At 73.0% G+C, this 26,194-nt stretch carries 13 protein-coding genes (1 of these 13 cut by a window edge); 10 read left to right on the forward strand and 3 right to left on the reverse strand.

Annotation, left to right across the window (positions count from 1 at the left end):
- The 10 genes from QM788_RS06505 to QM788_RS06550 form a co-directional block, all read left to right on the forward strand.
- Positions 1 to 11,264: the 3' end of a calcium-binding protein gene (locus QM788_RS06505; protein ID WP_415660666.1), read on the forward strand. The gene continues 24,316 nt to the left of window position 1, outside the view; the window shows 11,264 of its 35,580 coding nt (coding positions 24,317-35,580); its start codon lies off the left edge, out of view; its stop codon occupies positions 11,262 to 11,264.
- A 122-nt stretch (positions 11,265 to 11,386) separates the two neighbouring features.
- Positions 11,387 to 11,986, forward strand: coding sequence for a hypothetical protein (locus tag QM788_RS06510; protein WP_415660667.1), 600 nt, complete (start codon positions 11,387 to 11,389; stop codon positions 11,984 to 11,986).
- Positions 11,987 to 12,213: 227 nt separating this feature from the next.
- The gene (locus QM788_RS06515; protein ID WP_415660668.1) at positions 12,214 to 13,557 is read left to right on the forward strand and encodes a TolC family outer membrane protein; all 1,344 of its coding nucleotides are present in this window, start codon (positions 12,214 to 12,216) and stop codon (positions 13,555 to 13,557) included.
- Positions 13,554 to 15,284, forward strand: coding sequence for an HlyD family efflux transporter periplasmic adaptor subunit (locus tag QM788_RS06520; protein WP_415660669.1), 1,731 nt, complete (start codon positions 13,554 to 13,556; stop codon positions 15,282 to 15,284). Before QM788_RS06515 ends, QM788_RS06520 begins: the two co-directional genes overlap by 4 nt.
- A gap of 4 nt (positions 15,285 to 15,288) precedes the next feature.
- Complete coding sequence (locus tag QM788_RS06525) at positions 15,289 to 17,442, forward strand: hypothetical protein (protein WP_415660670.1); 2,154 nt, start codon at positions 15,289 to 15,291, stop codon at positions 17,440 to 17,442.
- Positions 17,435 to 19,441, forward strand: a complete 2,007-nt coding sequence (locus QM788_RS06530) for a hypothetical protein (protein WP_415660671.1) — start codon at positions 17,435 to 17,437, stop codon at positions 19,439 to 19,441. The genes QM788_RS06525 and QM788_RS06530 overlap by 8 nt, the downstream gene beginning before the upstream one ends.
- Entirely contained in the window at positions 19,438 to 20,241 is an 804-nt protein-coding gene (locus tag QM788_RS06535) for an efflux RND transporter periplasmic adaptor subunit (protein ID WP_415660672.1), read from the forward strand. The genes QM788_RS06530 and QM788_RS06535 overlap by 4 nt, the downstream gene beginning before the upstream one ends.
- Positions 20,238 to 21,353, forward strand: a complete 1,116-nt coding sequence (locus QM788_RS06540) for an esterase/lipase family protein (protein ID WP_415660673.1) — start codon at positions 20,238 to 20,240, stop codon at positions 21,351 to 21,353. Before QM788_RS06535 ends, QM788_RS06540 begins: the two co-directional genes overlap by 4 nt.
- Positions 21,353 to 21,856, forward strand: a complete 504-nt coding sequence (locus QM788_RS06545; protein WP_415660674.1) for a hypothetical protein — start codon at positions 21,353 to 21,355, stop codon at positions 21,854 to 21,856. Before QM788_RS06540 ends, QM788_RS06545 begins: the two co-directional genes overlap by 1 nt.
- Positions 21,857 to 21,878: 22 nt before the next feature.
- Positions 21,879 to 22,832, forward strand: coding sequence for a nuclease-related domain-containing protein (locus QM788_RS06550; RefSeq protein WP_415660675.1), 954 nt, complete (start codon positions 21,879 to 21,881; stop codon positions 22,830 to 22,832).
- Positions 22,833 to 22,848: 16 nt separating this feature from the next.
- Here QM788_RS06550 and QM788_RS06555 read toward each other — a convergent pair whose 3' ends face one another.
- The 3 genes from QM788_RS06555 to QM788_RS06565 are packed head-to-tail and all read right to left on the reverse strand — an operon-like array spanning position 22,849 to position 26,053.
- A complete protein-coding gene (locus QM788_RS06555) occupies positions 22,849 to 24,831 on the reverse strand; it encodes an MFS transporter (RefSeq protein WP_415660676.1) in 1,983 nt (660 codons plus the stop codon).
- A complete protein-coding gene (locus tag QM788_RS06560; protein ID WP_415660677.1) occupies positions 24,828 to 25,628 on the reverse strand; it encodes a DUF2145 domain-containing protein in 801 nt (266 codons plus the stop codon). Before QM788_RS06560 ends, QM788_RS06555 begins: the two co-directional genes overlap by 4 nt.
- Entirely contained in the window at positions 25,625 to 26,053 is a 429-nt protein-coding gene (locus tag QM788_RS06565; protein ID WP_415660678.1) for a hypothetical protein, read from the reverse strand. Before QM788_RS06565 ends, QM788_RS06560 begins: the two co-directional genes overlap by 4 nt.
- Positions 26,054 to 26,194 lie beyond the last annotated feature (141 nt).

A 26,194-nucleotide genomic window follows, 5' to 3' on the forward strand; every position in this document is an offset into this window, starting at 1 on the left:
GCGCCACCGTGCTCGGCCAGGCCAGCCATGGCGGCCGGACCGTCACGCTGATTCGCGTCACCGACGCCGGCTTGAAGCTGTTGACGCTGACCGGCAGCGGTGCGGCCGGCATCCAGGTCGGCATCGCCGGCGACCTGGACCACGACGGCCGCATCGACGGCAACGATTCGGCGGCCTTCGCCGCGGCCGGCGTGGACCTGGACGGCGACGGCGCCGTCAACGACACCGACCGCCAGCTGCTCTACGCGAACTACGGCTGGCGCGCCAACCTGGCGCCGGTCAGCGTGGCGTCCGCGACGCCGGTGCTGGCCCACACCGACCTGAACAAATGGCTGTCGCTGGACCGCGTGGCGCTGGACCGCGAAGGCGACAGCGTGTTCTGGCGCGTCATCGGCGCCACGCACGGCACGGCATCGCTGGCCGCGGACGGCCTGACCCTGCTGTTCACGCCCGAGCCCGGCTATGCGGGCGCCGCCGCGGTCACCATCGAGGCCGACGACGGCTGGGGCGCCAGCGGACCCATCGTGCTGCAGTTCAATGTCAGCGCCGCGGCGCTGCTGGCGATCAACATCGTCGACATGGGGTCGCTGCGCGCGGGCGAGACGCGCCAGCTGCAGGCCTATGGCGACTTCGCCGACGAGCAGGGCGTGGCGCTGACGGGGAACTACCTGCAGTGGTCGGTGCAGAACTGGCACGCCGGCGCGGCGGACGTCATCACGACGCCGGGCGACACGCTGCTGGCCGGCCGCAACAGCGGCTGGGGCCATGTGCTGGCCCGCCGCGGCGAGCTGAAGGGCGTGCGCAGCTTCGAGATCGACGGGCCCAGCATGGACACGCTGGCGCTCGCGCTCGGCGGGTTGGACCTGTACCCGGGCTCCGTCACGCTGGCAGCGCCGGCGGCTGACGGCAGCGGCGGCGGGCGGCGCCAGATCAAGCTGACCGGTGTGTTCAACGGCGTCAGCCTGGCCGACTCGATCTACACGAAGTACGTCGTCGGCGACGACCGTGTCGTCGAGGTGAGCCGCGACGGCGTCATCACGGCCAAGGCGGCGGGCACCACGCGCATCTACGTGCTGCACAAGTCCGGCCAGGTGGAGCTGACGGTGCATGTCGCGGCGCCGGCCGTGCTCGGCACGCAGGCCATCGAGGTCGATGGCGGCGGCGCGGTGCTGCAGACCGCGGGCGGCGTGCAGGTGGCCATCGCCGCCGGTGCGTTCGACGCGCCGCGCCAGGTCAGCGTGCGCGACCTGGACCTGGGCAACCTGCCGCTGGCGGCGCCGAGCTTCGACGGCTTCGAGGTGCTGTCCGGCTTCCACCTGGACATCGGCGCCGGGCGCAGCGCCCAGCCCATCCAGCTGGCCGTCGGCGCGCAGGGACTGGACCCGGCGGAATACGAGATCCTCATCCTGAGGCGCGGCAGCATCACGCTGGCCGACGGCACGGTGCAGGACACCTGGTGGGTGGTCGACAACGGCCACATCGGCGCGGACGGCATGGGCCGCACGGCCAGCCCGCCCTATCCGGGCGTGACCGCCAGCGGCGACTACCTCGTCTCCGCACGGCGCACGACGCGGGATCCCAAGACCGGCGCCGCCGAGGACCGGATCGTCTCGCTGGACGCCAACTGGCAGATGATGTGGTTCGCCCACATCAACATGGCGATGGGCATCTCGGCGATGCCGGGCGGCTCGATGGCGGCGGTGGGCCTGATGTCCATGCTGCCGGTGGCGACCTTCCAGGTGAGAACCTTCACGACGACGGCGCAGTACATGCAGACCGGCGTCAGCCGCCTGGACGGCGAGAAGCTGAGCATCGACATCAGTGCGCCGCCGCCGCTGCTGCTGACCGACCCCAGCATCACGCGCCTGGAGCAGAACGACGCCAACACCTTCACGCTGCATGGCAGCGGCTTCACGCTGGCTGGCATGCAGACCCGCGTGCAGGTGCGCCTGAAGCCGGTGGGCAGCGCGCTCGACGAGATGACGGCCCAGCCGGACCGCGGCCTGTACTACGGCTTCATGGAAGTGCTGAGCACCAACGAAACCGCCGTGAAGTTCAAGGTGCCGGACGGCGTCGCGCTGGGCCTGCACGAGGTGTGGATACAGCGCGTGTTCGACGAGCCCGCGCGCGACGGCGCGGGCGGCGGCCTGTTCGGCCTGTTCAGCGGCAACCCCAGCAACCGCGTGGAGTTCAAGCCCCAGCGCGAACTGGGCGTGGTGCTGGACCGCACCACCGTGCAGTTCACCGACAGCTTCGGCGTGCATCCGGATGGGAATGGCAACCTGCCGCCGGACGCCGATGAGACGTTGAAAGTGCTGACCGACGCGGTGTCGCTGCCCGGCTACCTGGCGGGCACCAAGACCGATGCCCTGGTCTACGGCCCCAACAACCGCGAGCTGTTCGTCGCGGGCTACGGCAAGATCTACATGATCGACATGGTCACGCGCAAGCTGACCTACACGCTGCAGGTGGGCGATGGCAGCGCCAACATCACGTCGCTGGCGGTCGCGGGTGACTGGCTCTACGTGGCCGAGGGCAGCGGCTATGGCATGGACGGTATGCCGCGCCTGCTGCGCGTGAACATCAACGGCAAGGATCCGCGCTTCATGCAGCAGGTGCAGCAGCTGATGCTGCCGAGCAACCTGCCGCCCGGCCCCAACGGCTTCCTGGACATGGCGGTCAGTGCCGGCCGCTACCTGGCCGTCACCGCGCCGGCGGACCGGTTCACCCGATTCGGCTTCGCCGGCCGCGAGAAGGGCGGCGTCTACATCATCGACCTGGAGGCCATGGACGCGGCCCACGAGGCGCAGCTGGCGGCGACGCTGGGCGCCGACACGGCGCTGCGCGTCGATGCCGCGGACGTGAAGGCGCTGGACTTCACCAGCGTGGAGGCGCGCACCGGCCAGCTGCCGTACTACATCGACAACGGCCCGCAGGACGGCCAGTTCGTCATGAGCACGACCCAGGCCTACAACAAGGGCTTCGCGGCGGTCACCGTGTCGCGCGACGAGGAGACCGGGGCGTGGAACGACCCGGCCATCGCCGCCCCCTACCTCAAGCCCAGCCAGCCGCAGTGGCGGAACTCGCGGTTCATGCAGAACGTGCAGCGTTCCGCCGGCGTGGCCGTCACCGCGGACGGCAGCTACGCCTTCGTGGCCGACTACAACCACATCTTCGACGAGATCGGCTACATGGATGGCGAGCTGGTCGGCAAGCAGACCGGCGGCAAGATCGGCATCATCAAGGATCCGTTCGGACCCAACCCGAAGTACGTCGGCTCCACGACGCCGATCGAGGGCGCCAGCCTGGAGAGCCTGTCCATCTCGGCCGACGGCACCCGCCTGTGGGCCACCGCGATGGTGGATGAGTACGGCGGCCCCGACGACACTTACTACAGCCGGTTCTTCTCGGCGCTGTTCGAGTTCAACGTCCAGGGTCTGATCGTCGCGGCCAACCAGGCGGATGGCGACCTGCGCAAGCCCGTCGACCTGGGCCAGAACGGCCTGCTGCCCAAGCGCTACACCAGCCTGCCGGCCAGCGACAACCATGGCAACGAGCCGCTGCTCAAGTCCTGGGCCGTGGACACCATTGCCAACAATGGTGACCTGCAGCTGATCAGCCCCATCGTCAACGCGGATGCGCGTCCGGTGTTCGAGCTCAAGGCGACGCGCGAGGTCAGCTCGCTGCGCATCTACGTCAGCTCCTTCGGGCCGGGCGACGGCCTGTTCCCGAGCGACAAGCCCATGCTGCCGGACTGGCATGGTGGCGTCGTCGAAGGCCAGCCCCGCGACAAGGGGCCGGCGCACGCCGAGCGCATCCTGACGACGCTGGATTTGCTGCCCGGCGCCAAGAGCCTGAAGGCGGGCGAAGTGTTCACGTTCAAGGATTTCGCCGAACTGGCGGCGTACGCGGACTTCAAGCTCACGGCCGGCCAGACTTACTGGTGGGGCGCCGAGGCGGTGCTGGCCAACGGCACCAAGGTCACCGCGTCGCAGCCGTTCGCGGTCAAGCGCGCCTACGAGCAGCCGGGCTTCAGCGGCAGTTCGGTCACCATCGTCACGCATGGCTACCAGCCGCCGCTGGTCTCCGGCACGGATGGGGCATCGGCCTTCTTCCAGGGCAAGCGCACCGATCCCAGCGTCACGGCGTCCGCCGAGATCGCGCGCCAGATCGCCCGCGACCAGGGCGGCTATGCCTACCGCTACAACAAGGTGACCGGCCAATGGAAGGAGCTGGATCCTGACAGCGGCGCGCCGTTCATGGCGCTGGAGGAGGCGCTGGCGGCCGGCAAGCCGGTGGTGCTGGTGCCGGACTGGGTGCTGGAGTCCGGCCTCAGCGATTCCGGTTTCTCGGAAGCCGCGGCCGACGCCATCTATGCCTCGCTGCTCAGCGCCAACACGCTGACCGGCGGCCGGCTGCTCAGCGGCAACCTGCATCTGATCGGCCACAGCCGCGGCACCGTCGTCAACTCCGAATTGAGCCAGCGCATCCTGCTCGGCGTCGAGAAGCACGGCATGCCCCGGCCTGCGGACCTCCAGGTCACCACGCTGGATCCGCATGACTTCAAGCAGGATTCGCTGATCATGGAGCAGGCGCTGTCCAAGATCCTGGGCAACCTGGAGCAGGGGCAATACCTCTCGGCGGTGCTGGCGGGTTTGGTGGACCTGCCGGTGGAGAGCTTGATGCAGGCGGTGGGCATCAGCGGCCTGCTGTCCTCGCTGGGCATCAACAGCGCGGATCTGGAAGCAGACGTGGCCAAGGTGTTGCAGGACACATTGCTCCAGCTCGCCGGTAGGATTGGTGGGGCTGCCGACTTGGCGATCACGCTCAAGCAGCTGGCAGAGATCGATCCGACCAAGCTGGGCCTGAAGAACGTCGACTTCGCCGAGTTCTTCGACCCCGACGTGCAGGCCTGGCGCGGCGTCAACTTCGCGGACAACTACTACCAGTTGCTGGCCGACGAGAACGCGGCGCCCGGCAACACGGTCACGCCCAATGGCACGTCGCTGGCGGGCCAGCGGCCCGGCCGCCCGCACAACGGCTTCGACATCGACTTCAACCTCACCGGCCTGAAGGGTTTCACGGTGGACGACGAGGTGCCGCTCGTCGGCTCCAAGGCCGAGACGCACTCCCGGCCGCATGCCTGGTATGCCGGCACCATCACCGCGAACCAGCAGTATTTCGGCGCGGGCGTCATCCAGGGCACGGCCAAGCCGTCCGGCCAGGACTGGGTCATCAAGCGCCGTGCGGACGCCGCCTATGAGCGCAACCGCCCCGAGGTGCCGCCGTTCCTGAAGACACTGACTGGATTGCTCATCGATCCGTCCTGGTACGGGCACGACGAGGCGCCCTGGTATCTGCAGCGGCTCGACAAACTGGTCGGCGCGGTCATCAACGGCGGCCCGAAGCAATCCGGGATCGCCGAGGCGGTGACGAACGGAAAGGGCAAGCAGATTGCCGACACCTGGGAAGGCGTGGGCACGGGCTTCTACTTCACGCGCCTGGGTGGCGGGTCCGAAGACCGGCCGCTGGCGGGCATTGGCCAGCGCGTGGACGTGAACATGGACAACACCGAGTTCGGCGCCAAGGGTGAAGCGGTGCCCTCGGTGTTCAACGGTGATTTCCAGTCCAGCGTCCGGCCGTTCTTCGGCCGGTTCATGACGACCTACGAACTGCCCGGCTGGTCCTTCCACAACGGCAACGCGCTGCTGGATGAGCACAATGCGCGCAACCCCGGCTACAAGGACGATCAGCAGGCGATGCGCCTGGTGTTCAAGGGCTACGACGAGGCGCGACTGGCCGAGCTCGGCGCGGAAGAACAGCAGACCTTCAAGCAGACCCTGCTCCGTTACCAACTGGCCTATGGCGACAACTTCACGCTGGGCAGCATGGTCACGGCCATCCAGGGTTCGCAGCTGGCGGATGCCGTGCGCGACATGTTGGTCGGCCGGCTGGTGGGCAAGATTGCCGAGGTGCACGAGGTCGACAACGAGTTCATCCAGGCCTTCACCGAGCTGCTGGGCCAGAAACTGATGGATCACGACTTCTTCAAGAACGACCTGGGGTTGACCCAGGAGGTCGGCGATTTCGGCCTGAACCTGGAGAAGGTGGCGGAATGGGGGTTCCTGCTCGACGACGCATACAGCCAGCTGACCCACAACTGGATGAGCCTGCAGCGCAACGACCAGATGCTGAGCTTCGAGGTCGAACTCGCTGGGCGGGCCCCGGCCAGCGCGCCGCAGCTTCAGGTGAGTTTCGTCACCCTGGGTGCGAACGGTGCGGAGACGGCCACCCGGCTGGAACCCGTCAGCCTGGTCGGCCTGACCGACGGCAAGGCCATGTTCAACCTGCGCATCCCGGACAGCGTGCGGGGCCTGTCGAGCCAGGCCGTCAAGCTGCGCTTCGAGCTGGTCAACACCGACTACGTCTCCGGGCAGGGCAAGGCGCTGGCGGCTGGCGACCGGGTGGTGATCGACAACATCCGCATCGGCGCCTCGCTGAGCCTCACCGACACCAGTGGCCAGATCGACGACCAGACGGTCTTCTTCCAGGACTCCGGCACCCCGTCGGGCATGGACGAAGGCCTTGCGTGGCAAACGCCGACGGCCCTCGGCAAGGCGAACGAGCATCAGCTGACGCTGCGCAACGGCAGTGATGCGACGCTGACCTACAGCGTCACGGCGCTGAAGAACGAGTACCTGCACTTTGCGGCGGGCGGAGCCATCGGCACGGACGCCACGTCCACGGGCGATGAGCGCGTGATCTTCGGCGGCCGCACGCTGGCGGCGGGCGACACCCAAGGCCTGCCCATCGCGGCGCGGCTGTCCGATGACGCGCGCAAGCGCCTGGGCGATGCCTACGATGCGGCCCTGCTGCCGGCGCTGTTGCGTTTCGACTCGACGCGCCCGACCCCGCAGGGGCCGGTGGATGCGGGTGCGATCACGCTGCGCACCTACTACTTCCGGGAGCTCACCAACCTGAACCAGGTCGATGGCGTGTTGGTGGCGGCCGATCTGCGCGCCGGAGAAACCCGCACGCTGCGGATCTACAACCCGGACCACGTCGTCATCGAAGCCGACGGCCGCTGGACGGCCGTGACCCGGGACGGGGTCACGACCCTGACCCTGGTCTCCACCGCCCAGGACCGCGGCCGCGTCGAGAGCACGCTCGACTTCAGGCTGAACAACCAGACCTATTTCAGCGCCAAGGTCCGCGTCGACGTGCGCCCCACGCAGCAGATCAACGTCGACCTCGCGCAGCTCAACGCGCTGCTGCTGCGCGCCGCTGGATTGGCGCACACCGGGATCGACGACGTGTCCGCGCTGAGCGGCGACGACCTGGCGATCCACAACCTGCTTGCCGGGCTCGCGGACAAGCTGCCCGCCGACCTCGGCGCCGCCGACCTGGAGACGCTGGGCCATGGCGTGAAGGTGGCGCTCGGCCCGAATGGCGGCGCCTACCTGCGCGACCGCTACTTCAACGCCATCGACTTCTCCTTCGTCGATGCGGCCAGCCTGGACGCGCCGACCGCGGCGCGCACCACCAACATCGGGCTGGAGGGCAGCATCGGCGGCAGCGCCGGCGAGGCGGGCCGCTCCGGCTGGGACTTCGCGTCCAGCCAGATGGACCTCCTGCTGACGCCGGCCTCCGGCGCGGTGACCAACGAACAGAGCATCCGCAGCAAGGAGTACGTGCTCAGCCGGCTGATCAACCAGCAGCAAAACGGCACCGCATACGGTGTGGCGCCATTCGTCTCCGTGCCGGCGGCGCTGCGCGAGGCCCTGGAAGCCGTGGGCGGCATCGAGGATCGCAGCCAGCGCATGTACGCGCTGGGCCGCTACTTCGGGTGGTTGTTCGCGCACGAAGCCGGGCACAGCCTGGGGCTGCCGGACGAGTACAAGCTCGACGCCAACGGCAACCCGCAGCTGCTGGTGAGCAAGCCGACGTTCATGGGCGAAGCCAACTCGGTCGCCCGTTCGGACGAAATCAATCAGCTGATGCACCTGGCGCTCAACCAGGGCGACCGCGACACCGCGCTGACCCGCCAGCAGGTCGATGGCCTGATCTTGTACCTGCAGGCGCTGGCGCGTCGCGCGCCCTACTTCGGCGCGCCGCCGGCGACGGATGCGACCGCAGGCGGCGTGGCAGCCGTGCCGTCGCCGCAGCTGTCGAGTGCTACCGCCTCGGCGGCGGCGCCGGCCAGCGCTGCGCCGGGCTTCCTGGCCGGCCTCCCCGTCAATGCCAGCCTGCGCAACGGCAGCTTCAGCGATGCCGCCGGCTGGAGCACGCGCGGCAACGTCGTCATCCAGGGCGGCAAGGCCGTGCTGGGCGAATCGGCCGCGCACCAGGCGCAGCTGTCGCAGGTGTTCACCATCGGTGCCGGCGACAAGCAGCTCAGCTTCACCCTCGAAGCCTCGGGCCTGCTCGCCAATGCGGCCGGCCCGTGGGATGCCTTCGAGGTCGCGCTGCTGGACGCCGCCACCGGCCTGCCCATCGCGGGCCGCATCGACCTCGGCGGTTCCGATGCGCTGCTCAACCTGCAGACCAGCGGCCGCGAACGCCTCGCCGCCACGGTGCGCAAGCAGGCCAACGCCGACGGCAGCGCCACCTACTTCATCGCGCTGGCGCCGGAGCTGGCGGGCAAGGCCGTGCTGCTGAGCTTCGACCTGCTCGGCTTTGCCGCGCAGGCCAGCGCGATGACCGTGCGCGACGTCAGCCTGTCCGGCACCGACGCGCAGGCCATCGGCGACGCCGTGTCGCTGGACGAGGACGACTCGGCCACCTTCGACGTGCTGGCCAACGACCTGCTGGGGGGCGCGACCCACGTCACCATCGAGCAGGTCGACGGCCCGGCGCACGGCACGCTGGTGCTGCTGGCCAACGGCCAGTTCAGCTACCGGCCGGACGCCGACTTCCACGGCACCGACAGCTTCAGCTACCGCTTCGTCATCGACGGCCGGGCCAGCAACGTCGCCACCGTCACGCTGACCGTGCGGCCCGTCAACGACGCGCCCACGCTCGCCGGCCGCGGCCTGGCGGTGCAGGCCGGCCAGACCGCGGCCATCGACCCGCTGAGCACCGCGTTTGACGTGGACGGCGACCTGCTGACCGCCGCGGTGGTCACCGGCCCGGCGCACGGCGTGCTGACCGTGCTGGCCGACGGCAGCTTCAGCTACAAGGCCGCCAGCGGCTTCGCCGGCCCGGACAGCTTCAGCTACCGCGTCAGCGACGGCCAGGCCGAGTCCGCCATCGTCACGGTGAGCATCACCGTCAGCGCCGACGACGCGCCCAACCTGGCGCCGACGGCCGCGGACGGCCAGGCCTCCGGCACCGAGGATGAGGCAGTCGTGCTGACCTGGGCGCATTTCGCGGCGACCGACCCCGACAGCCGCCCGGACCTGCTGCAGCTCGAGATCACCGCCCTGCCGTCGGTCGGCGAACTGCAGCGCCAGCAGGCCGACGGCAGCTGGGCCGCGGTCGCCGTGGGCGAGCGCTTCACGCAAGCCGGCCTGGCCGCGCGCGGCCTGCGCTTCGTGCCGGCGGCCAATGCCTCGGGCGACGCCTACGCGCGCATCGGCTTCAAAGCCTTCGACGGCGAGCTGTACAGCGCGGCGGCCAGCCTGGCCATCGACCTGGCGGCCGTCGCCGACACGCCCTTGCTCGCCATCACCGGCGGCAACACCGTCACCGGGCTGGAGGACGTGGCGCTGGCCCTGCACGCCATCGTCGCCGGCCTGGTGGACGACGACGGCTCCGAGACCCTGGTGCTGACGCTGACCGGCCTGCCCGTGCTCGACGGCCAGGGCTTCACGCTGTCCGACGGCACGCACAGCTTCACCCCGTCCGCCGCGCAGCGCGTCGTCGACCTCGCCGGCTGGCAGCTCGACGCCCTCGTGCTGACGCCGCCGCGGGACTTCAACGGCACGCTCGTGCTGCACCTGCAGGCCACCGCCATCGAAGGCGCGACGGGCGAATACGCGACGGCCAGCCAGCTGATGACGCTGCAATTCGTCGCCGTGGCGGACGCGCCCACGCTGACGCTGAGCCCACGCGACATCGCCGTCAGCCGCGAGCTGTGGGCCACGGGCTGGGAGACGCCGGCCAACACCGGCACGACCGCCACGGCAGTGGCCGGCCCCAGCCTGGAGGGCTGGACGGTGCGCGGCGGCGCCGCAGGCAAGCAGGCGGCCTTCGAGATCTGGGCGGCGGGCGACCGCATGACCAACGACATCAACAACTTCGTGACCGCGCAGCCCATGGCGGGCAACGGCGCGCAGTGGTTGAAGCTGACCAACGGCACGCGCGCGCTGGCCTACCAGTCGCTGGGCATCGAACGCAGCATCGACACCATCGCCGGCGCCACCTACACGCTGTCGCTCGACTACGCCGGTGCGCCGGGCTTCGCGGCCGCCAACACGCAGATCGGCATCTACGTGGACGGCGTGAAGGTCGGCGGCTACGGCGGCAGCAGCCCGCGCACCGGGCTGACCTGGCAGGCGCTGAGCTTCAGCTTCGCCGGCAACGGCCAGGCCCGTACGCTGGCCATCGTGCTGGAGGGCGGCGACGCGATCGCCACCAGCAACGCGACGCAGCGCGGCGCGATGCTGGACGACCTCCGCCTGGTCGAAACCCTGCCCGTCGGCACGCGCATCGTCTATGGCCTGCTCGACGCCATGGCGGCGCTGCCGGTGATCGGCGCCGCGGTCGCGGGCGCGGGCGGCGAGCAGCTGACGCTGAGCCTGCTGGGCGTTCCGGCCGGTGCCGTGCTCAGCGACGGCGTGCACAGCGCGGCCGGCGGCGACGCCATCGACCTGGCCGGCTGGGACCTGGGCCGCCTCGGCGTCCGGCCGCCGGCCGGCTTCACCGGCGAGATCGCGTTGACCGTGCGCGCCACGAGCGTGGAAACCAGCAACGGCGCCAGCGCCAGCGTGAGCCAGGAGCTGGTCGTGCGCGTGCTGCCGGGCCCGGCCGTGCCGACGCCGGTGGGCGTCAACCCCTTCGTCGTCACGACGGCGGCGGCGCAGCACCAGCAGCACCAGGCCGGCAGCCAGGCGGTGGCCGCGCCCCCGGCCGCCGCCTACGACCCGCTGGCCGACAGGCGCGGCCAGCTGGGCGCGGCGGCCGAGCCGGCGCCGCTGCCCAAGACGGCCGCCGAGGTGGCGCAGGCCGAGGCGGAGCGCGCCCGCACCTTCAGCGATGCCTGGCTCAAGGAACTGGAAGCGCGCGCCAAGGCGCAGTGGCAGCAGCTCGTGGGGGGCAAATGACTGTGATCTCGACCTGGGCGGCACCTGTTTGCCCCGTGCTCCGGGGATGGGGCGCTTGCCTGCTCCTGCATAACATCCGCCGGCCTGCCGGCCGCGCGGCACATCAACCGTTGGACTTTTCGATGCCTTCTCTACGTTCCCTCCTTCCCACCACGTTTCTCTCGCTGGCGCTGCTGGCGGTGCCCGCCATGGCCGGCACGGTCGTCGCGCAGGTCGGCAACGACGACGGCTTCGGCATGGGTGTGCTCAGCGGCGAAACCCTTTTCCTGGGCGACCTGGCGTATGGCCCCGACATCGGCCAGTTCCGTGAAGGCGGCATGCTGACCCAGCTCGGCCTCAGCTGGAGCCAGCCGCTGGTGGGCGCGCAGCTGGACGTGTTCAGCGCCGGCTGGGGCCTGGACGCGCCGGCCCAGCTGTTCCTGAACGGCCAGCGGGTGGGCGCGCTGACGGTGGCCGACGCCAGTGCCAGCGCGACCGGCGACGACTACGCCTACCTCGACACCTTCGACCTCGGCGCGCTGCTGGGCAGCCTGGCGGCCCTCAATGAGATCGAGATCCGCACCGCCTCGCCGGATGACGGTGGCGCGCTGGGCTTCGTCCGCCTGACGCTGCGCACCCAGGACGCCACCGGCGGCACCGTCCCCGAGCCCGCCGGAGCCGCGCTGGCCGCGGTGGCGCTGGCCGGCGCCGCGCTGGCGACGCGCCGGCGCCGCCGGGGCTGAGAAGGTGTGAGCGAACCCGACATGGCCGCTCATTCCGCCCCAAGGCAGGCACGCTTCGTTGCCAATGCTCGCCATAGCCCGGGCTATGGCTGCGCTTTGCGCCTCGCTTGCGCACCTTGGGACGGCCTGCTCGGCCACGCCGGGTCCATTCACGCCTTCTGAGCACAATTCGCGCACACTCACGCGCCGGCCTTCGCAGCCGGCGCGTTCGTTTGAGCCCATCCGTGATGCGATCACTCCGCCTTCTTCCGCTGCTCATCGCCCTGCCCGCCGCGGCGCAGACGCTGCCCGAGCTGGCCGACCGCGCCGTCGCCGCCGACCCCGCCGTGCGGGCCACCGGGGCCTCGCTGCGTGCGGCCGAGGAGCGGCTGTTCCAGGCCAGGGCCGCCTATGGCCCGACGGCCAACTTCACGGCCAGCGGCAGCAACAGCCACTACGCCGAGGCGCCGTCCTACGGCAACCGGCCGTTCCGGTCCGAGCAGTACGCGGTGCAGGTCACGCAGCCGCTGTGGCGCGGTGCGCTCTACCCGGCCATGCAGGCCGCGCGCAGCCAGCTGGAGCAGGCCGACGGCGCGCTGCAGCAGGCGCGCCAGGAGGCGCAGCAGCGGCTGGCCGAAAGCGTGCTGGAGGTCTTCAAGGCGCGCGACGTGCTGGCCCACGCGGTCGCGCTGCGCGAGGCCTACGGCGAGCAGCTCGCGGCGGCGCGGCGCAGCTTCCAGGTCGGCCGCGCGGCGGCGCCCGAGGTGCGCGAGGCCGAGGCGCGCGTGGACGGCGCGGTGGCCCAGTTGCTGGCCGCCGAGTCCGAGCTGGACCTGCGCCGGCAGGTGCTCGCCGAGGTCGCCGGCGGGCCGGCGCCGGCGCTGCTGGCCCGCGCCATCGCGCCCGACGCGCTGCCGCCGCTGCCCGCCAGCGGCGTGCTGGACTGGCTGTCGCGCGCCGAGGCCGAGAGCCCGCAGTTGCGCCAGGCCCGGCTGGCCGTGGAGGCCGCCGAGGCCGAGACGCGCAAGGCCTCGCTCGCGCACGCGCCCACGGTGGACCTGAACGCCAGCTACACGCGTTCCAACGACACCGGCACGGTGACCAGCATCTTCCCGCGCCGGGGCAACACGTCGGCCATCGGCGCGACGCTGACCATCCCGCTGTTCGCCAGCGGCGCCACGCAGTCCAAGGTCGTCGAGGCGATGGCGCTGCGCGACAAGGCCGCCGGCGAGCTGGACCTGGCACGCCGCACGCTCGTCATCGGCGTGCGCCAGGCCTTCACGGCCACGCTGTCCGCGCTGTCGCAGGCCCGGGCGCTCGCCACGGCCGAGCGCTCGCAGGCGCTGTCGGTGCGGGCCAACCAGCGCGGCTTCGAGGTCGGCATCAAGACCAATGCCGACGTGCTGGAGGCGCAGGGCCGGCTGTTCGAGGCGCGCCGCGACCTGTCGCGGGCACGGCATGACGCCTGGGCGGGCTATTTCAGGCTGCGCGCGCTCAGCGGCGCGCTGGGCGAGGGCGACTGGCAGGCGCTGGACGCGCAGCTGGTGGCCCACCAGCCCGGCGAGATCGGCCGCGCGCGGGGCGGCCCATGACGGTGGACGACCACGAGGTCGTGCTGCCGCCGCCCGCCGCCACGCCGCAGGCGGCCGAGCTGGCGCCCGCGCTGGCGGCCTGGCTGCAGCGCCTGCATGCCGCGGGCCTGGCCTGCCAGGGCGTGGCGCTGCATGCGGCGGACCCGGCCTGGCGCGCGCCCTTCGAGCGCGCCGACGTGGCCGAGGCCTGGGCCGAGGCGCGCGTGCGCGTCACGCGCGACAGTCCCGTCGCGCTGAGCCGGGTGCCGTCCGGCGAGCTGCTGGCCGCGACCCACCTGGCGCTGCCCAGCGGCCAGCCCGGCATCGTCGGCGCGCTGCTGAGCCCGCCGCACAACGACCGCAGCCTGCAACTGCTGCTGCTGTCGCTGGGCTGGCTGCAGCTGACGCTCGCCGCGGCCAGCCTGGCGCACAACCAGCGCGCCGCCGAGCTGCTGGAGCTGATGGGCCACGTCGCGTCGCACCGGGACGCGCGCGCGGCGGCGCAGGACTGGGTCAACCGCACGGCCGCCTGGGCGCGGCGCGAGCTGCCGCCCGAGGGCCGGCTGCGGCTCTCGCTGTTCGAGGTGCGGCACGAGCGCGCGCGCTGGTGGGTGGCCGCCGACGTGGCCCATGCCGAGACCGGCAGCCCCGCCGTGCAGGCGGCCACCGAGGTCGCGCAGCGCGCCTTCGTCGAAGGCCGCGAGCTCGCCGAGGCCGAGGGCCAGGGCCAGGCCTGGGCGCTGCCGCTGCTGGACCAGGGCGAGGTCGCCGCGGTGCTGGTCGCACAGGGCGAGGTCTCGCCCGCGGCCCGGCTGGTGCTGCGCAGCAGCGCCGCGCTGGCCGAGCCGCTGCTGCGCCACTGGCGCGCGGCCGAGCTGCCGCTGCCGGTGCAGGCCTGGCGCGCGCTGCGCCGCGTGGCCGGCAGGCTGCGCGGCCCCGGGCACTGGGCCTGGAAGGCCGGCGCCGTCGCGGCGGCGCTGCTGCTGGCCGTGCTGCTGCTGGTGCCGGTGGACGACCGCGTCACGGCGCACACCGTCATCGAGGGCCGCACGCGCCAGCTCGTCACCGCGCCGTTCGAGGGCTTCATCGCCGAGGCGCTGGTGCGCCCGGGCGACCGTGTGCGCCGGGGCCAGGTCCTGCTGAGGCTGGACGACCGCGAGCTGGTGCTGGAGCAGGCCCGGCTGCGCGGCGAGCGCGACCAGGCCGCCGGCCGGCTGCGCCAGGCCATGGCCGACCGCGAGGCGGCCGGCGTGGCGCTGGCCAGCGCCGAGCTGCAGGGCGCCGAGGGCCAGCTCGCGCTGGTCGAGGCCAGGCTGGCGCGCGCGCAGCTGGTGGCGCCCATCGACGGCCTGGTCGTCACCGGCGACTGGGTGCAGCAGCTGGGCGCGCCGGCCGAGCTGGGCAAGGAGATGTTCGAGATCGCGTCCGAGGGCTACCGCGTGGTGCTGCACGTGCCCGAGCGCGACATCGCCCGCGTGCGCGCCGGCCAGCGCGGCGTGCTGCGCCTGGCGGGCCAGCCGCACGAGGGCCACGCGTTCGAGCTCAGCCGCGTGACCGCCACGGCCAGCGTGCAGGACGGCGCCAATGGCTTCCGCGCCGAGGCCGCCTGGGTGGGCGAGGCGCCGCCGCTGAGCCCCGGCATGCAGGGCGTGGCCAAGGTCGTCGTGGGCCGCGCCAACCTGCTGACGATCTGGACGCGCGAGTCCGTCGCCTGGCTGCGCCTGAAGCTCTGGCAGTACTGGATCTAGCCCCATGCAGGCGCTGCTGTCCGAGCACTGGCATGCGCTGCGGCACCTGCGGCCGCGCCTGCGCGACGGCGTGGAGCCGCTGCACCGCCGCCTGCGCGGCCGCGCCTGGGTGCTGCTGTCCGACCCGGTCAGCCAGCGCTTCCACCGCATGACGCCCGAGGTCTGGCAGGTGCTGTCGCTGTGCGACGGCCGCCGCACGCTGGACCAGGTGTGGGACGCCGCCTGCGCGGCGGCCGGCGACGGCGGCGGCAGCATCTCGCAGCACGAGCTGGTGCAGCTGGTGTCCGCGCTGCACGCCAACGACCTGCTGCAGACCCAGGTGTCGCCCGATGCCGGCGAGGTGCTGGAGCGCTTCCAGCGCCAGCGCAAGGCCAAGATCAAGCAGAACTGGCTGAACCTGATGAGCCTGCGGCTGCCGCTGCTCCACCCCGATGCCTGGTTCGACCGGCAGGCCGGCCTGGCGCGGGCGCTGTCCAGCCTGCCGGCGCTGCTGCTGTGGCTGGCGCTGGTCGTGCCTGCGGCGGTGCTCGGCGCGCAGCACTGGCAGGCGCTGACCGAGAACCTGTCCGACCGCGTGCTGTCCGCCGGCAACCTGGTGCTGCTGTGGTTCGTCTACCCCGCCGTCAAGGCCGCGCATGAATGGGCGCACGGCCTGGCCGTGAAGGCGCGCGGCGGCACGGTGCGCGAGATCGGGCTGCTGTTCATCGTCTTCGCGCCGGTGCCCTACGTGGACGCCACCTCGTCGTACCGCTTCCCGTCCAAGTGGGCGCGCGCGCAGGTGGCGGCGGCCGGCATCATGGCCGAGCTGGCGCTGGGCGCCGTGGCGCTGTACGTGTGGCTGGCGGCCGAGCCGGGCTGGATCACGGCGGTGGCCTACAACGTCATCCTCATCGCCGGCGTGTCCACGCTGCTGGTCAACGGCAACCCGCTGATGCGCTACGACGGCTACTTCATCGCCACCGACCTGCTGGAGCTGCCCAACCTCGCGCAGCGCGCCCAGGCCTACTGGGTCTACCTGAGCGACCGCTTCCTGTTCGGTGCGAAGGACGCCGAGCCGCCGCTGGCAGCCTCGCGCGGCGAGCGCCGGATCCTCGCGCTCTACGGCGCCGTCGCGCCGGTCTACCGCTTCCTCGTCATGATCGGGCTGATCTGGTTCGTCGCCGGCGAGTACCTGCTGCTGGGCGTGGTCATGGCCGTCATGGCGGCGTGGCAGGCGCTGGCGATGCCGCTGTGGAAGGCCTGGAAGCACCTGGACGAGGGCGGCTCGCTGGCGCGCCGCCGCGCCGCGGCCAAGCGGCGCGCGCTGCTGATGGCGGCCGGCGCGCTGGCCGTCCTGGGCCTGCTGCCGCTGCCGTTCTACTCGGTGCACCAGGGCGTGGTCTGGCTGCCCGACGAGGCGCTGGTGCGCGCCGACGCGGCCGGGCAGATCAGCGCCGTCCACGCGCCGCCCGGCAGCGCCGTGGCGCGCGGCGGCGCGATCCTGCGGATCGACAACCTGCCGCTGCAGGCCGAGCTGACCCAGGCCGCCGCCGCGCTGGCGCAGGCCGAGGCCAGCCTGCGCCGCGCCGAGGTGGCCGAGCCGGCCCGGGCCCAGCCGCTGCGCAGCGAGCTGGCCGCGCGCCAGGCGCGCTACGCAGAGGCCCGCGCCCGCGTGGCCGCGCTGGACGTGGCGGCCGCCGTCGCCGGCCGCTGGGTGCCCGATGCCCCCACCGAGCTGGCCGGCCGCGCGGTCAAGCGCGGCGAGCTGCTGGGCTACCTCGTCGCCGGCCCGGCCGACCGGGTGCGCGTGGCCGTCACGCAGGAGGACGCCGACCTCGTCAAGCACCGCGCGCGCGCCGTCCAGGTGCGGCTGCTGCAGTGGCCGCATGCGGTGCGCGACGCGCAGGTGCGCCGCGAGGTGCCGGGCGGCGGTTTCGAGCTGGTGTCGGCCGCGCTGGGCTCGCTGGCCGGCGGCGAGATCGGCGTGGACCCGGCCCGGGAAGGCGGCCGGCACAGCCTGCGCCGCGTCTTCGACCTCGAGCTGCAGCTCGCCCGGCCCGCGCCCGGCGCCGTGTTCGGCGACAAGGTCTGGGTGCGTTTCGACCTGGGCGCCACGCCGCTGGCCGTGCAGTGGCTGCTGCGGCTGCGCCAGGCCTTCCTGGCCCGCCTCAATGTCTGACGCCGCCGCCACTGCCGACCTGCGCTGGCTGCGCGCGCTGGCCGGCCCCGAGTTCCGCCGCGCCGACACGCTGCGCGACGAGCGCGGCGCCGAGGGCGGCGCCAGGCTGGAGCGCTGGCTGCGCGACGCGGCCGGCTGGCTGCCGGTGCGCGCCGAGCCGGCCCGGCGCATCGCCGCGCTGCAGGCCGCCATCGCCGCGCTGCCGCTGCGCGACGCCGCGGACGACGGCGTGCGCGGGCTGCTGCGGGCCGCGATGGCCGCGCTGCGCGCCGACGCGGCCGACCCCGCCGCGCTCGCGCAGGCGCTGGGCGCGGTGGGCGAGGGCGCGCGGCGCACGCTGGGCCTGTGGCCGCACGCGGTGCAGTTCGCCGGTGCGCGCCTCCTGATCACCGGGCGGCTGGCCGAGATGCGCACCGGCGAGGGCAAGACGCTGGTCGCCGCGCTCGCCGCCACCGTGATGGCCGCCAGCGGCGCGCGCGTGCACGTGGTCAGCACCAACGACTACCTGGCCGAGCGCGACTGCGGCGAGATGCAGGCGCTGTTCGCGTTCTTCGGCCTCGACGGCGGCTTCGTCAAGGGCGGCATGGCGCCCGACGAGCGCCGCGCCGCCTACCGCCACGCCATCTGCTACGTCAGCGGCAAGGAGCTGGTGTTCGACTACCTGAAGGACCGCCTCGCCGGCCACGGCCTGCTGCCGGCGCGCGTCGCGGGGCTGCGCGGCTTCGTGCGCGGCGACGCCGCCGAGCCGCTGATCCCGGCGCTGCACGTCGCCATCGTCGACGAGGCCGACAGCGTGCTCATCGACGAGGCCCGCACGCCGATGATCATCTCGCAGGAGGCCGAGGGCCTGCACGAGCCCGCGCTGCTCGCCTGGGCCATGGCCGGCGCGCGGGCGCTGCGCGAGGGCGAGCACTTCCGGCGCGCCGACGGGCGGCGCGAGATCGAGCTGCTGCCCGCCGCCGTGGACGCCTGCCCGCCGCTGCCCGGCGACGTGCGCCCCGTCTGGCGCGCGCGCGCCTGGCGCGAGCAGGTGCTGCGCCAGGCGCTGACGGCGCTGCACCTGTACCAGCGCGACCAGCACTACATCCTCGCGCCCGGCGAGAAGCCCGAGGAGGGCCTGAAGGTGCAGATCGTCGACGAGAGCACCGGCCGCGTGATGGCCGACCGCAGCTGGGAGCAGGGCCTGCACCAGCTCATCGAGACCAAGGAGGGCGTGCCGCTGACGAAGGGCCGGGACACGCTGGCGCGCATGACCTTCCAGCGCTTCTTCCGCCGCTACTACCTGCTCGCGGGCCTGACCGGCACGGCCGCCGAGGCGGCCACGGAGCTGTGGTCCACCTACCGGCTGCGCGTGCGCCGGCTGCCGACCCACCGGCCCGTGCAGCGCCGCGAGCTGCCCGCCGCCTGCTTCGCCGACGCCGCCGCCAAGTGGCGGGCCGTGGCCGGCGAGGCCATCGCCGCCGCCGCGCGCGGCCAGGCCGTGCTGGTGGGCACGCGCAGCGTCGAGGCCAGCGAGGCCGCGATGGCGGCGCTGCTGGCGCGCGGTGCCGAGGCCACCGTGCTGAACGCGCGGCAGGACGCCGAGGAGGCCGCCATCGTCGGCCGCGCCGGCGCGTCGGGCCGCATCACGGTGGCCACCAACATGGCCGGCCGCGGCACCGACATCAAGCCCGACCCGGCGGCCCTGGCCGCGGGCGGGCTGCACGTCATCCTGACCGAATACCACGAGTCCCCGCGCGTGGACCGCCAGCTGTTCGGCCGCAGCGGCCGCCAGGGCCAGGTGGGCAGCGTGCGCGCGATGGTCGCGGCCGACGACCCGCTGTTCAAGACCCTGCCCGCGCCGCTGCGCGCCGCGCTCGCGCGCGGCCGGGGCCTGCCGCTGGCCGTGCGCCTGGCGCAACGCGACGCTGAACGCCGCGCCTGGCAAGCCCGAAAACAAACCCTGCGCCAAGACCGCGAATTGCATCGCATCATCGGCATCGCCGGTTCCACGACATGAAGCCCACGACTTTCCTCCTCGCACTGCTCTGCCTGCCCGCCGCCGCGCAGGAGTACGACTGCATGATCGAGCCCGCGCAGACGGTGGAGATCCGCAGTCCCGTCGTGGGCATCCTCGAGCGCGTGCACGCGCGCCGCGGCGAGGCCATCCGGCAGGGCCAGGTGCTGGTCAGCATCGAAAGCAGCGTGGAGGCCAGCGCGGCCGACTCGGCCCGGGCGCGCGCCGACGCCCAGGGGCAGGCCCAGCTGGCGCAGGCCAAGGTGGACGCGCTGCGCGAGAAGGCGCGCCGGCTGCAGGACCTGCTGGCCGAGGAATTCGTCTCGGCGCAGGCGGTCGAGGACGCGCAGGCCGAGCTGAAGCTCGCCGAGGCCGAGCTGCGGACCGCCGCGGAGAACCACCAGATCGCCCGCCTCGACCACCGCCAGGCCGTCGACCAGCTGCGCCGCCGCCAGATCCTGGCGCCGTTCAGCGGCGTGGTGGTGGACCAGTACCTCTACCCCGGCGCGCTGATGGACAGCAGCGACACCAAGAAGCCGGTGCTGAAGATCGCGCAGACCCACCCGCTGAAGGTGCAGGCGCTGCTGCCGGTGAAGGCGTTCACGCAGGTCCGGGTGGGGCAGACGGTCAGCGTCACGCCCGAGGCGCCGTTCGCCGACCGGCCCATCCAGGCCCGGGTGCGCACCGTGGACCGCGTGGTGGACGCCGCCGCCGGCACCTTCGGCATCGTCGCCGAGATCCCCAACGCCCGGGGCGAGCTGCCGGCGGGGCTGCGCTGCCGGGTCCGGCTGCAGGGCCGATGAAGCCGCCCGGCCCGCTCGTCCGGCAGATGCGCGGCGCCAGCCGCCTGGCGGTGGACGCCACCACCGGTGTCGCCGACCTGGTCGAGGCCCTGCATGCCGGGATCGCGCGGCTGCCGCTGGCGGCGCCGCGCCCGCGCACCGGGGGCGTCGCCGGGCTGGTGTACCGCAGCGTGCGCGGCGTGGCGGGGCTGGTGGGCGGCGGGCTGGACGCCGCGCTGGGCGCCCTCGCCCCGCTGGCGGCGCCGGCCGGCCCCGAGCCGGCGAACGCGCTCGTGGCCGCGCTCAACGGCGTGCTGGGGGACTACCTGGACGACACGGCCAACCCGCTGGCCACGCCCATGGGCCTGCACCCGCTGGTGGACGGCGCCGCCGGCCCGCCGCTGGTGCTCCTGCACGGCCTGTGCATGAACGAGGCGCAGTGGCGCCGCGAGGGCGCCGACTTCCCTGCCGCGCTCGCGGGCCTGGGCTACCGGCCCTGGGGCCTGCGCTACAACAGCGGCCGCGCGGTCTGGCGCAACGGCGCCGAGCTCGCCGGGCTGCTCGACGACCTGCCCGGCCCGCTGGTGCTGCTCGGCCACAGCATGGGCGGCCTGGTCGCGCGCAGCGCCCTCTGGCATGCGCAGCGCGAGGGGCTGCACTGGCCGCGGCGCCTGCGCCGGCTCGTCACGCTGGGCACGCCGCACCTGGGCGCGCCGCTGGAGCGGGGCGGCCAGCAACTGCAGCAGCTGCTGGCCCTCAGCGCCTACTCGCGCCCGCTGGCGGCCCTGGCCGCGCGGCGCAGCGCCGGCATCCGCGACCTGCGCCACGGCAGCCTGATCGAGGCCGACGCCGGCCGGGCCAGCCGCATCCCGCTGCCCGACGGCGTGGCCTGCCATGCCGTCGCGGCCACCACCGCGCGCGCGCCCGCCGGCCCGCCGGCGCGCTGGCTGGGCGACGGCCTCGTGCCCGTGGCCAGCGCGCTCGGCCAGCACCGGGACCCGGCGCGGCGTTTGCGCTTCACCGACACTGCCTGCTTCCCCGGCCTCGGCCACCTCGGCCTGCAGACCGATCCGGCCGTGCTGGCCCGGCTGCGGGCCTGGCTGGCGCCGGGAGAGGCTGAGGGCATGTCCTGATGGTCAAGGCCTGGCTCGCCCCGCTGCGCTGGCTGGTCCGCGCCGCCCTGGCGCTGCTCATCCTGTTCGAGGAATGGGGCTGGGAGCCGCTGCGGCGCGGGTTCGCGCGGCTGGCGCGGCTGCCGCTCATCCGGCGGCTGGAGGCGCGGCTCGCACGCCTGCCGCCGCGCTGGGCGCTGGTGGCGCTGGTGCTGCCCAGCCTGCTGATCGTGCCGGTCAAGCTGCTGGCCGTGGGCCTGGTGGCGACCGGCCGCGTCGCGCTGGGCCTGGCCGTCGTCGTCGCGGCCAAGCTCGTCGGCACGGCGCTGCTGGCCTGGCTGTTCCAGCTGCTGCAGCCGGCGCTGCTGCAACTGCCCTGGTTCGCCCGCCTCTACGCGCGCTGGACGTGCTGGAAGGCCGAACTGCTGGCCTGGGTGCGCGCCAGCGCGGTGTGGCGCATGGCGCGGGCGGTCAAACTGCGGGTGAGGCGGCTGCTGCGCCGCCACCCGCCTCCGGCGGCCTAGAACGACTCCAAGGACGGAAACCGTGCTGATCAAGCAGGCCGATGACAAGACCAAGCGACTGAAGCTGCTGGAGGACTTGCAGGCGTCTCCGGTGCTGGACGCCCGCCAGCGCGCCTGGCTCAAGGACGAGTACTGGAACGTCAAGCGGGGCATCGAAGGCGAGCGCGATGCGGCCTTCCATATCGACAGCGTGCTGCGCGACGGGCGCAATAACGCGGTGCTGCATGACCTGCGCATCGTCGTCGGCGATGACGTGGCGCAGATCGACCATCTGATCGTCGGCCGGATGCTGGACATCTTCCTCGTGGAGACGAAGTGCTACGCCGGCAATGTGCTGATCAACGAGGCGGGCGAGTTCACCGTCGAGTACGAAAGCGGCAAGCGCTTCGGCATCCCCTCTCCGCTGGCCCAGAGCCAGCGGCATGCGCGCGTACTGGCCAAGTTGCTGGAGCACCTGGGGATTGGCGGCCGCATCGGCACCGAGCCCAAGTTCCACCACGTGGTGATGTTGCACCCCAAGGCCATCATCCAGCGGCCCGACCCCAAGCGTTACGACACGAGCCATGTGATCAAGGCGGACCAGTTTCCCGAGTGGAGAACCCGCTGGGTGAACGACTTGTCTCCCTTGGCGGCCTTGGCCGGCGTGTTCAATCTGCACGGGCAGGACACCGTGCGCGAATGGGGCGAGAAGATCGCCCGCCAGCATCGGCCGAGCGACTTGCTGGCGTTGCCGGAGTTCATGCGGCCACGGGTGCATGCGCCGGTGGCCCCTGCGCCGGTCCGGGTGCCCGCGCCAGCACCGGCCGTGCCGGCTGTCCAGGTGCCTGAAAATGGGGCCGAACCGGCCAAGAAGCTGATCTGCGCTCGATGCGGTGCGCGCATCAGCTTTGCCGAAGGCAAGTTCTGCTGGGGGCAATCCCGGCGGTTCGGCGGCTTGCAGTACTGCCGCGAGCATCAGGCCGCCTTCCCCCGTTGAGGGACGGCACGCCCGGTCAGCCCAGCAGCTGTGCGACCTCCGCCCTGAGCCGTTCCGGCGACACCTGGGCGGCCTGGAGCGGCAGCCCCACGGTCAGGCTCATCCGGCTCCAGAGCCCGCGCCGCGGCGGCCTGGCCATCGCCCGGCCGCCTTCCACGTGCGAGAAGTCGCTGCCCCACAGCTTGCCCAGCGCCATCGGGATGACAGGCACGTCGGGCAGGCCGTCGATGAGCTTCATGACGCCGCCTTTGAAGGGCTGCAGCCGGCCGTCGCGCGTGATGCGGCCCTCCGGGAAGATGCAGACCATCCCGCCGTCGGCCAGCACGGCGCGGGCGGCGGCGAAGGCGGCTTCGTCGGTGGCCGGGTCGTCCCGGGCCGGCGCGATCGGGATGGCCTGGGAGAGCCGGAACAGCCCGCCCAGCACCGGCGTGCGGAAGATCTGCGCGTCCATCAGGAAGCGGATGGGGCGCGGGCTGGCGGCCATCAGCAGCAGCGCGTCGACGAAGCTGACGTGGTTGCACAACAGCACGGCCGGGCCGGCCGCCGGGAGGCGCTCGTCGTGCGCGATGCGCAGCCGGTAGGCCAGCCGCGTCAGCACGAAGGCGGCGAAGCGCAGCAGGTATTCCGGCACGATGAGGAAGATGCAGGCGCCCACCACGGCGTTGGCCAGGCCCACGGCGAGGAAGACCTGCGGGATGTCCAGGCCCGTGCCCAGCAGCGCCCCGGCGATGACGCTGCTGGCGATCATGAACAGCGCGTTCAGGATGTTGTTGGCCGCGATGATGCGGGCGCGGTGCGTGGCCTGGGCGCGCAGCTGGATCAGCGCGTACATGGGCACGCTGTACAGGCCGGCGAACAGCGCCAGCGCGCCCAGGTCGGCCAGCACGCGCCAGTGCGCGGGCCGGGCCAGGAAGGCGCCGACGTCGTAGGGCGCGCTGGGCGGCAGGCCGCGGGCGGCGAGGTACAGGTCGATGGCGAACACGCTCATGCCGATGGCGCCCAGCGGCACCAGGCCGATCTCGACGTGGCGCTTGGACAGCATCTCGCACAGCAGCGAGCCGACGCCGATGCCGATGGAGAACACCGCCAGCAGCAGCGACGCCACCTGCGGCCCGCCGTGCAGCACCTCCTTGGCGAAGGCGGGGAAGTTGCTGAGGAACACCGCGCCGAAGAACCACATCCACGAGATGCCCAGCAGCGAGCGGAACACGGCCAGGTCCTCGCGCGCGAGCCGGAGGTTGCGCCAGGTCTCGGTGACGGGGTTCCAGTTGATCCGCAGGCCGGGGTCGGTGGACGGGCTGGCGGGGAGGGCCTGCGCCGCCGCGCGGCCCAGCACGGCCAGCGCCAGGCCGGCCCAGGCCACGTGCCGCGGGCCGGCGCCGGGCGCATCCACCAGCAGGCCGCCCAGCAGCTGGCCCAGCAGGATGGCGACGAAGGTGCCCATCTCCACCATGCCGTTGCCGCCGGTCAGCTCGCGCTCGCTCAAGTGCTGCGGCAGGTAGGCGTACTTGACGGGGCCGAACAGCGTGGAGTGCAGGCCCATCAGGAACACGCAGGCCAGCAGCGCCGGCACGTTCGCGGCGTGCAAGCCCCAGGCCGCGATGGCCATGATGGCGATCTCCAGGTTCTTGACGAGCCGCATCAGCCGCGCCTTGTCGTGCTTGTCGGCCAACTGGCCGCTGGTGGCCGAGAACAGCACGTAGGGCAGGATGAACAGCGCGCCGATCACCAGGCCCGCCAGGCTGGGCGGCAGCCAGGCCAGCTGCAGCTGGTAGGTCACCATCAGCGTCAGCGCGAACTTGAAGACGTTGTCGTTCGCGGCGCCGAGGAACTGCGTCCAGAAGAACGGCGCGAAGCGGCGCTGCTTCAGCAGCGCGAACTGGTTGGGGTGGAGGGGCGCCCCTCGTCCGACGGGTACGTCGGCCGATGCCCCGGGGGGATGCGGGCCCGCTTGGGAGCGGCCCGGCGCCGGGCCCTTGGGTGCCGTGGATTCAGTCATGGCTGGGCGACGGGTTGCGGCGGGTGCGCGAGGCCGGCGCGCGGCAGCCAGGCGAACATCGAGTCGGCGGTGACGGTGTCGATGTGCCGGGTCATGCGGCGCGCGGCCGGGTGGTCGTCGAAGGCGATGTTGGCCTGGGTCAGGCGGCCGCCCAGCCGCGTCAGCGCCGACAGGCGCAGGTCGGTGGGCTGGTAGCCCTGCGCGCGCGCCCAGTCCTGCGCGGCGCGGCGGCTGGCGACGGCGGGCGCGGCGGCGCCGGCCAGCGTCTCCAGCACCCACTGGTTGCTCTGCTGGTAGCGGGTGCCGAAGGCGTAGGCCACCATGCTGTAGCGCCGCTCGTGGAAGCGCGCCGCGCGCGCGTTGTCGGCCAGCACCGGCAGCAGCGCCTGCTGCAGCGCGGGCTGCAGCACCGCGAAGGCGGCGTCGTAGCGGTGCGGGTTGTCCAGGAAGAACTCGCCCAGGCCCTGGCGGAACAGCGCGGCGTGGTCGGTGCCGCACTGGTTGAGCTTGTGCAGCACGCGCCAGACGGCGGGCTGCTGCGAGCCGTCCTTGTAGGCGAAGCCCAGGTGCGACCACTGCAGGCCGTACCGGGAGAGGTCCTGCCCGGCGCGGGCCAGCACCACGACCTGCGCGCCGCTCGCGTCGAGCTGGCGGGCCGTGGCCTGCGCGAGGTCCAGGCCCTGCTCGATCTGGCGCAGCGTCGGCGGCTTTTCCTCGCAGGGGCGGCCCGCGTGCGCGGCCGGGGCGGCCAGCGCGAGCGCCGCGGCTGCCGCGAGCGCTGCCGGCGGGCGCCTCACCGGCTCACCTGCTCGTTGTGGAGCAGGGCCTGGCCGATCTCGTTGGGGAGGAAGGCGATGGCCTCGCCGAGCGCGGACAGCACGATGCCGGCGCCGATCACGGTCACCGACACCGCCGTGCCGGCCGACACGGCGGCGCCCTGGGCGAGCCGGCCGGCGGTGCGCAGGCTCAGGCGCGCGCCGTCCGACGCGCGCTCCAGCACCCAGACGGTGGCGTCGCCGGCCGCCGCGACGCTGACGACGGTCAGCGCCGCGCCGGCCGACAGCAGGGCCGCGGGCGCGGCGGCGAGCGTGGCGCCGGTGGCGCTGGCGGCCGTCACGGACAGCACGACGGGCGCGGCCGAGACCGCGCTCAGCGCGGACTGCGCCTGCGCCGACAGGGCCAGGGACAGCGCGAGCGCGGCCAGCAGGGGCTTCAGGGTCATGGGGAACTCCGGTTCATGGCGTGGGGTGCCGGCCGCGATGTTCCGCCATCGCGGTGGTGGCGCCCACGGCGACCCGGGCCGGGCGCGCGGCGAGCGCCGGGCGGTAGCGTTTGATGCGACTGCCGGCGGCGCGCCCTCCTG

Source organism: Roseateles sp., assembly GCF_047654785.1.
Classification (GTDB): domain Bacteria; phylum Pseudomonadota; class Gammaproteobacteria; order Burkholderiales; family Burkholderiaceae_C; genus Pelomonas.

Excerpts from the sequence above, each read along its gene's own strand:
- QM788_RS06510 (WP_415660667.1), top strand. The coding sequence starts at position 11,387 with ATGCCTTCTCTACGTTCCCTCCTTCCCACCACGTTTCTCTCGCTGGCG.
- QM788_RS06515 (WP_415660668.1), top strand. The coding sequence starts at position 12,214 with ATGCGATCACTCCGCCTTCTTCCGCTGCTCATCGCCCTGCCCGCCGCG.
- QM788_RS06520 (WP_415660669.1), top strand. The coding sequence starts at position 13,554 with ATGACGGTGGACGACCACGAGGTCGTGCTGCCGCCGCCCGCCGCCACG.
- QM788_RS06525 (WP_415660670.1), top strand. The coding sequence starts at position 15,289 with ATGCAGGCGCTGCTGTCCGAGCACTGGCATGCGCTGCGGCACCTGCGG.
- QM788_RS06530 (WP_415660671.1), top strand. The coding sequence starts at position 17,435 with ATGTCTGACGCCGCCGCCACTGCCGACCTGCGCTGGCTGCGCGCGCTG.
- QM788_RS06535 (WP_415660672.1), top strand. The coding sequence starts at position 19,438 with ATGAAGCCCACGACTTTCCTCCTCGCACTGCTCTGCCTGCCCGCCGCC.
- QM788_RS06540 (WP_415660673.1), top strand. The coding sequence starts at position 20,238 with ATGAAGCCGCCCGGCCCGCTCGTCCGGCAGATGCGCGGCGCCAGCCGC.
- QM788_RS06545 (WP_415660674.1), top strand. The coding sequence starts at position 21,353 with ATGGTCAAGGCCTGGCTCGCCCCGCTGCGCTGGCTGGTCCGCGCCGCC.
- QM788_RS06555 (WP_415660676.1), bottom strand. The coding sequence starts at position 24,831 with ATGACTGAATCCACGGCACCCAAGGGCCCGGCGCCGGGCCGCTCCCAA.
- QM788_RS06565 (WP_415660678.1), bottom strand. The coding sequence starts at position 26,053 with ATGACCCTGAAGCCCCTGCTGGCCGCGCTCGCGCTGTCCCTGGCCCTG.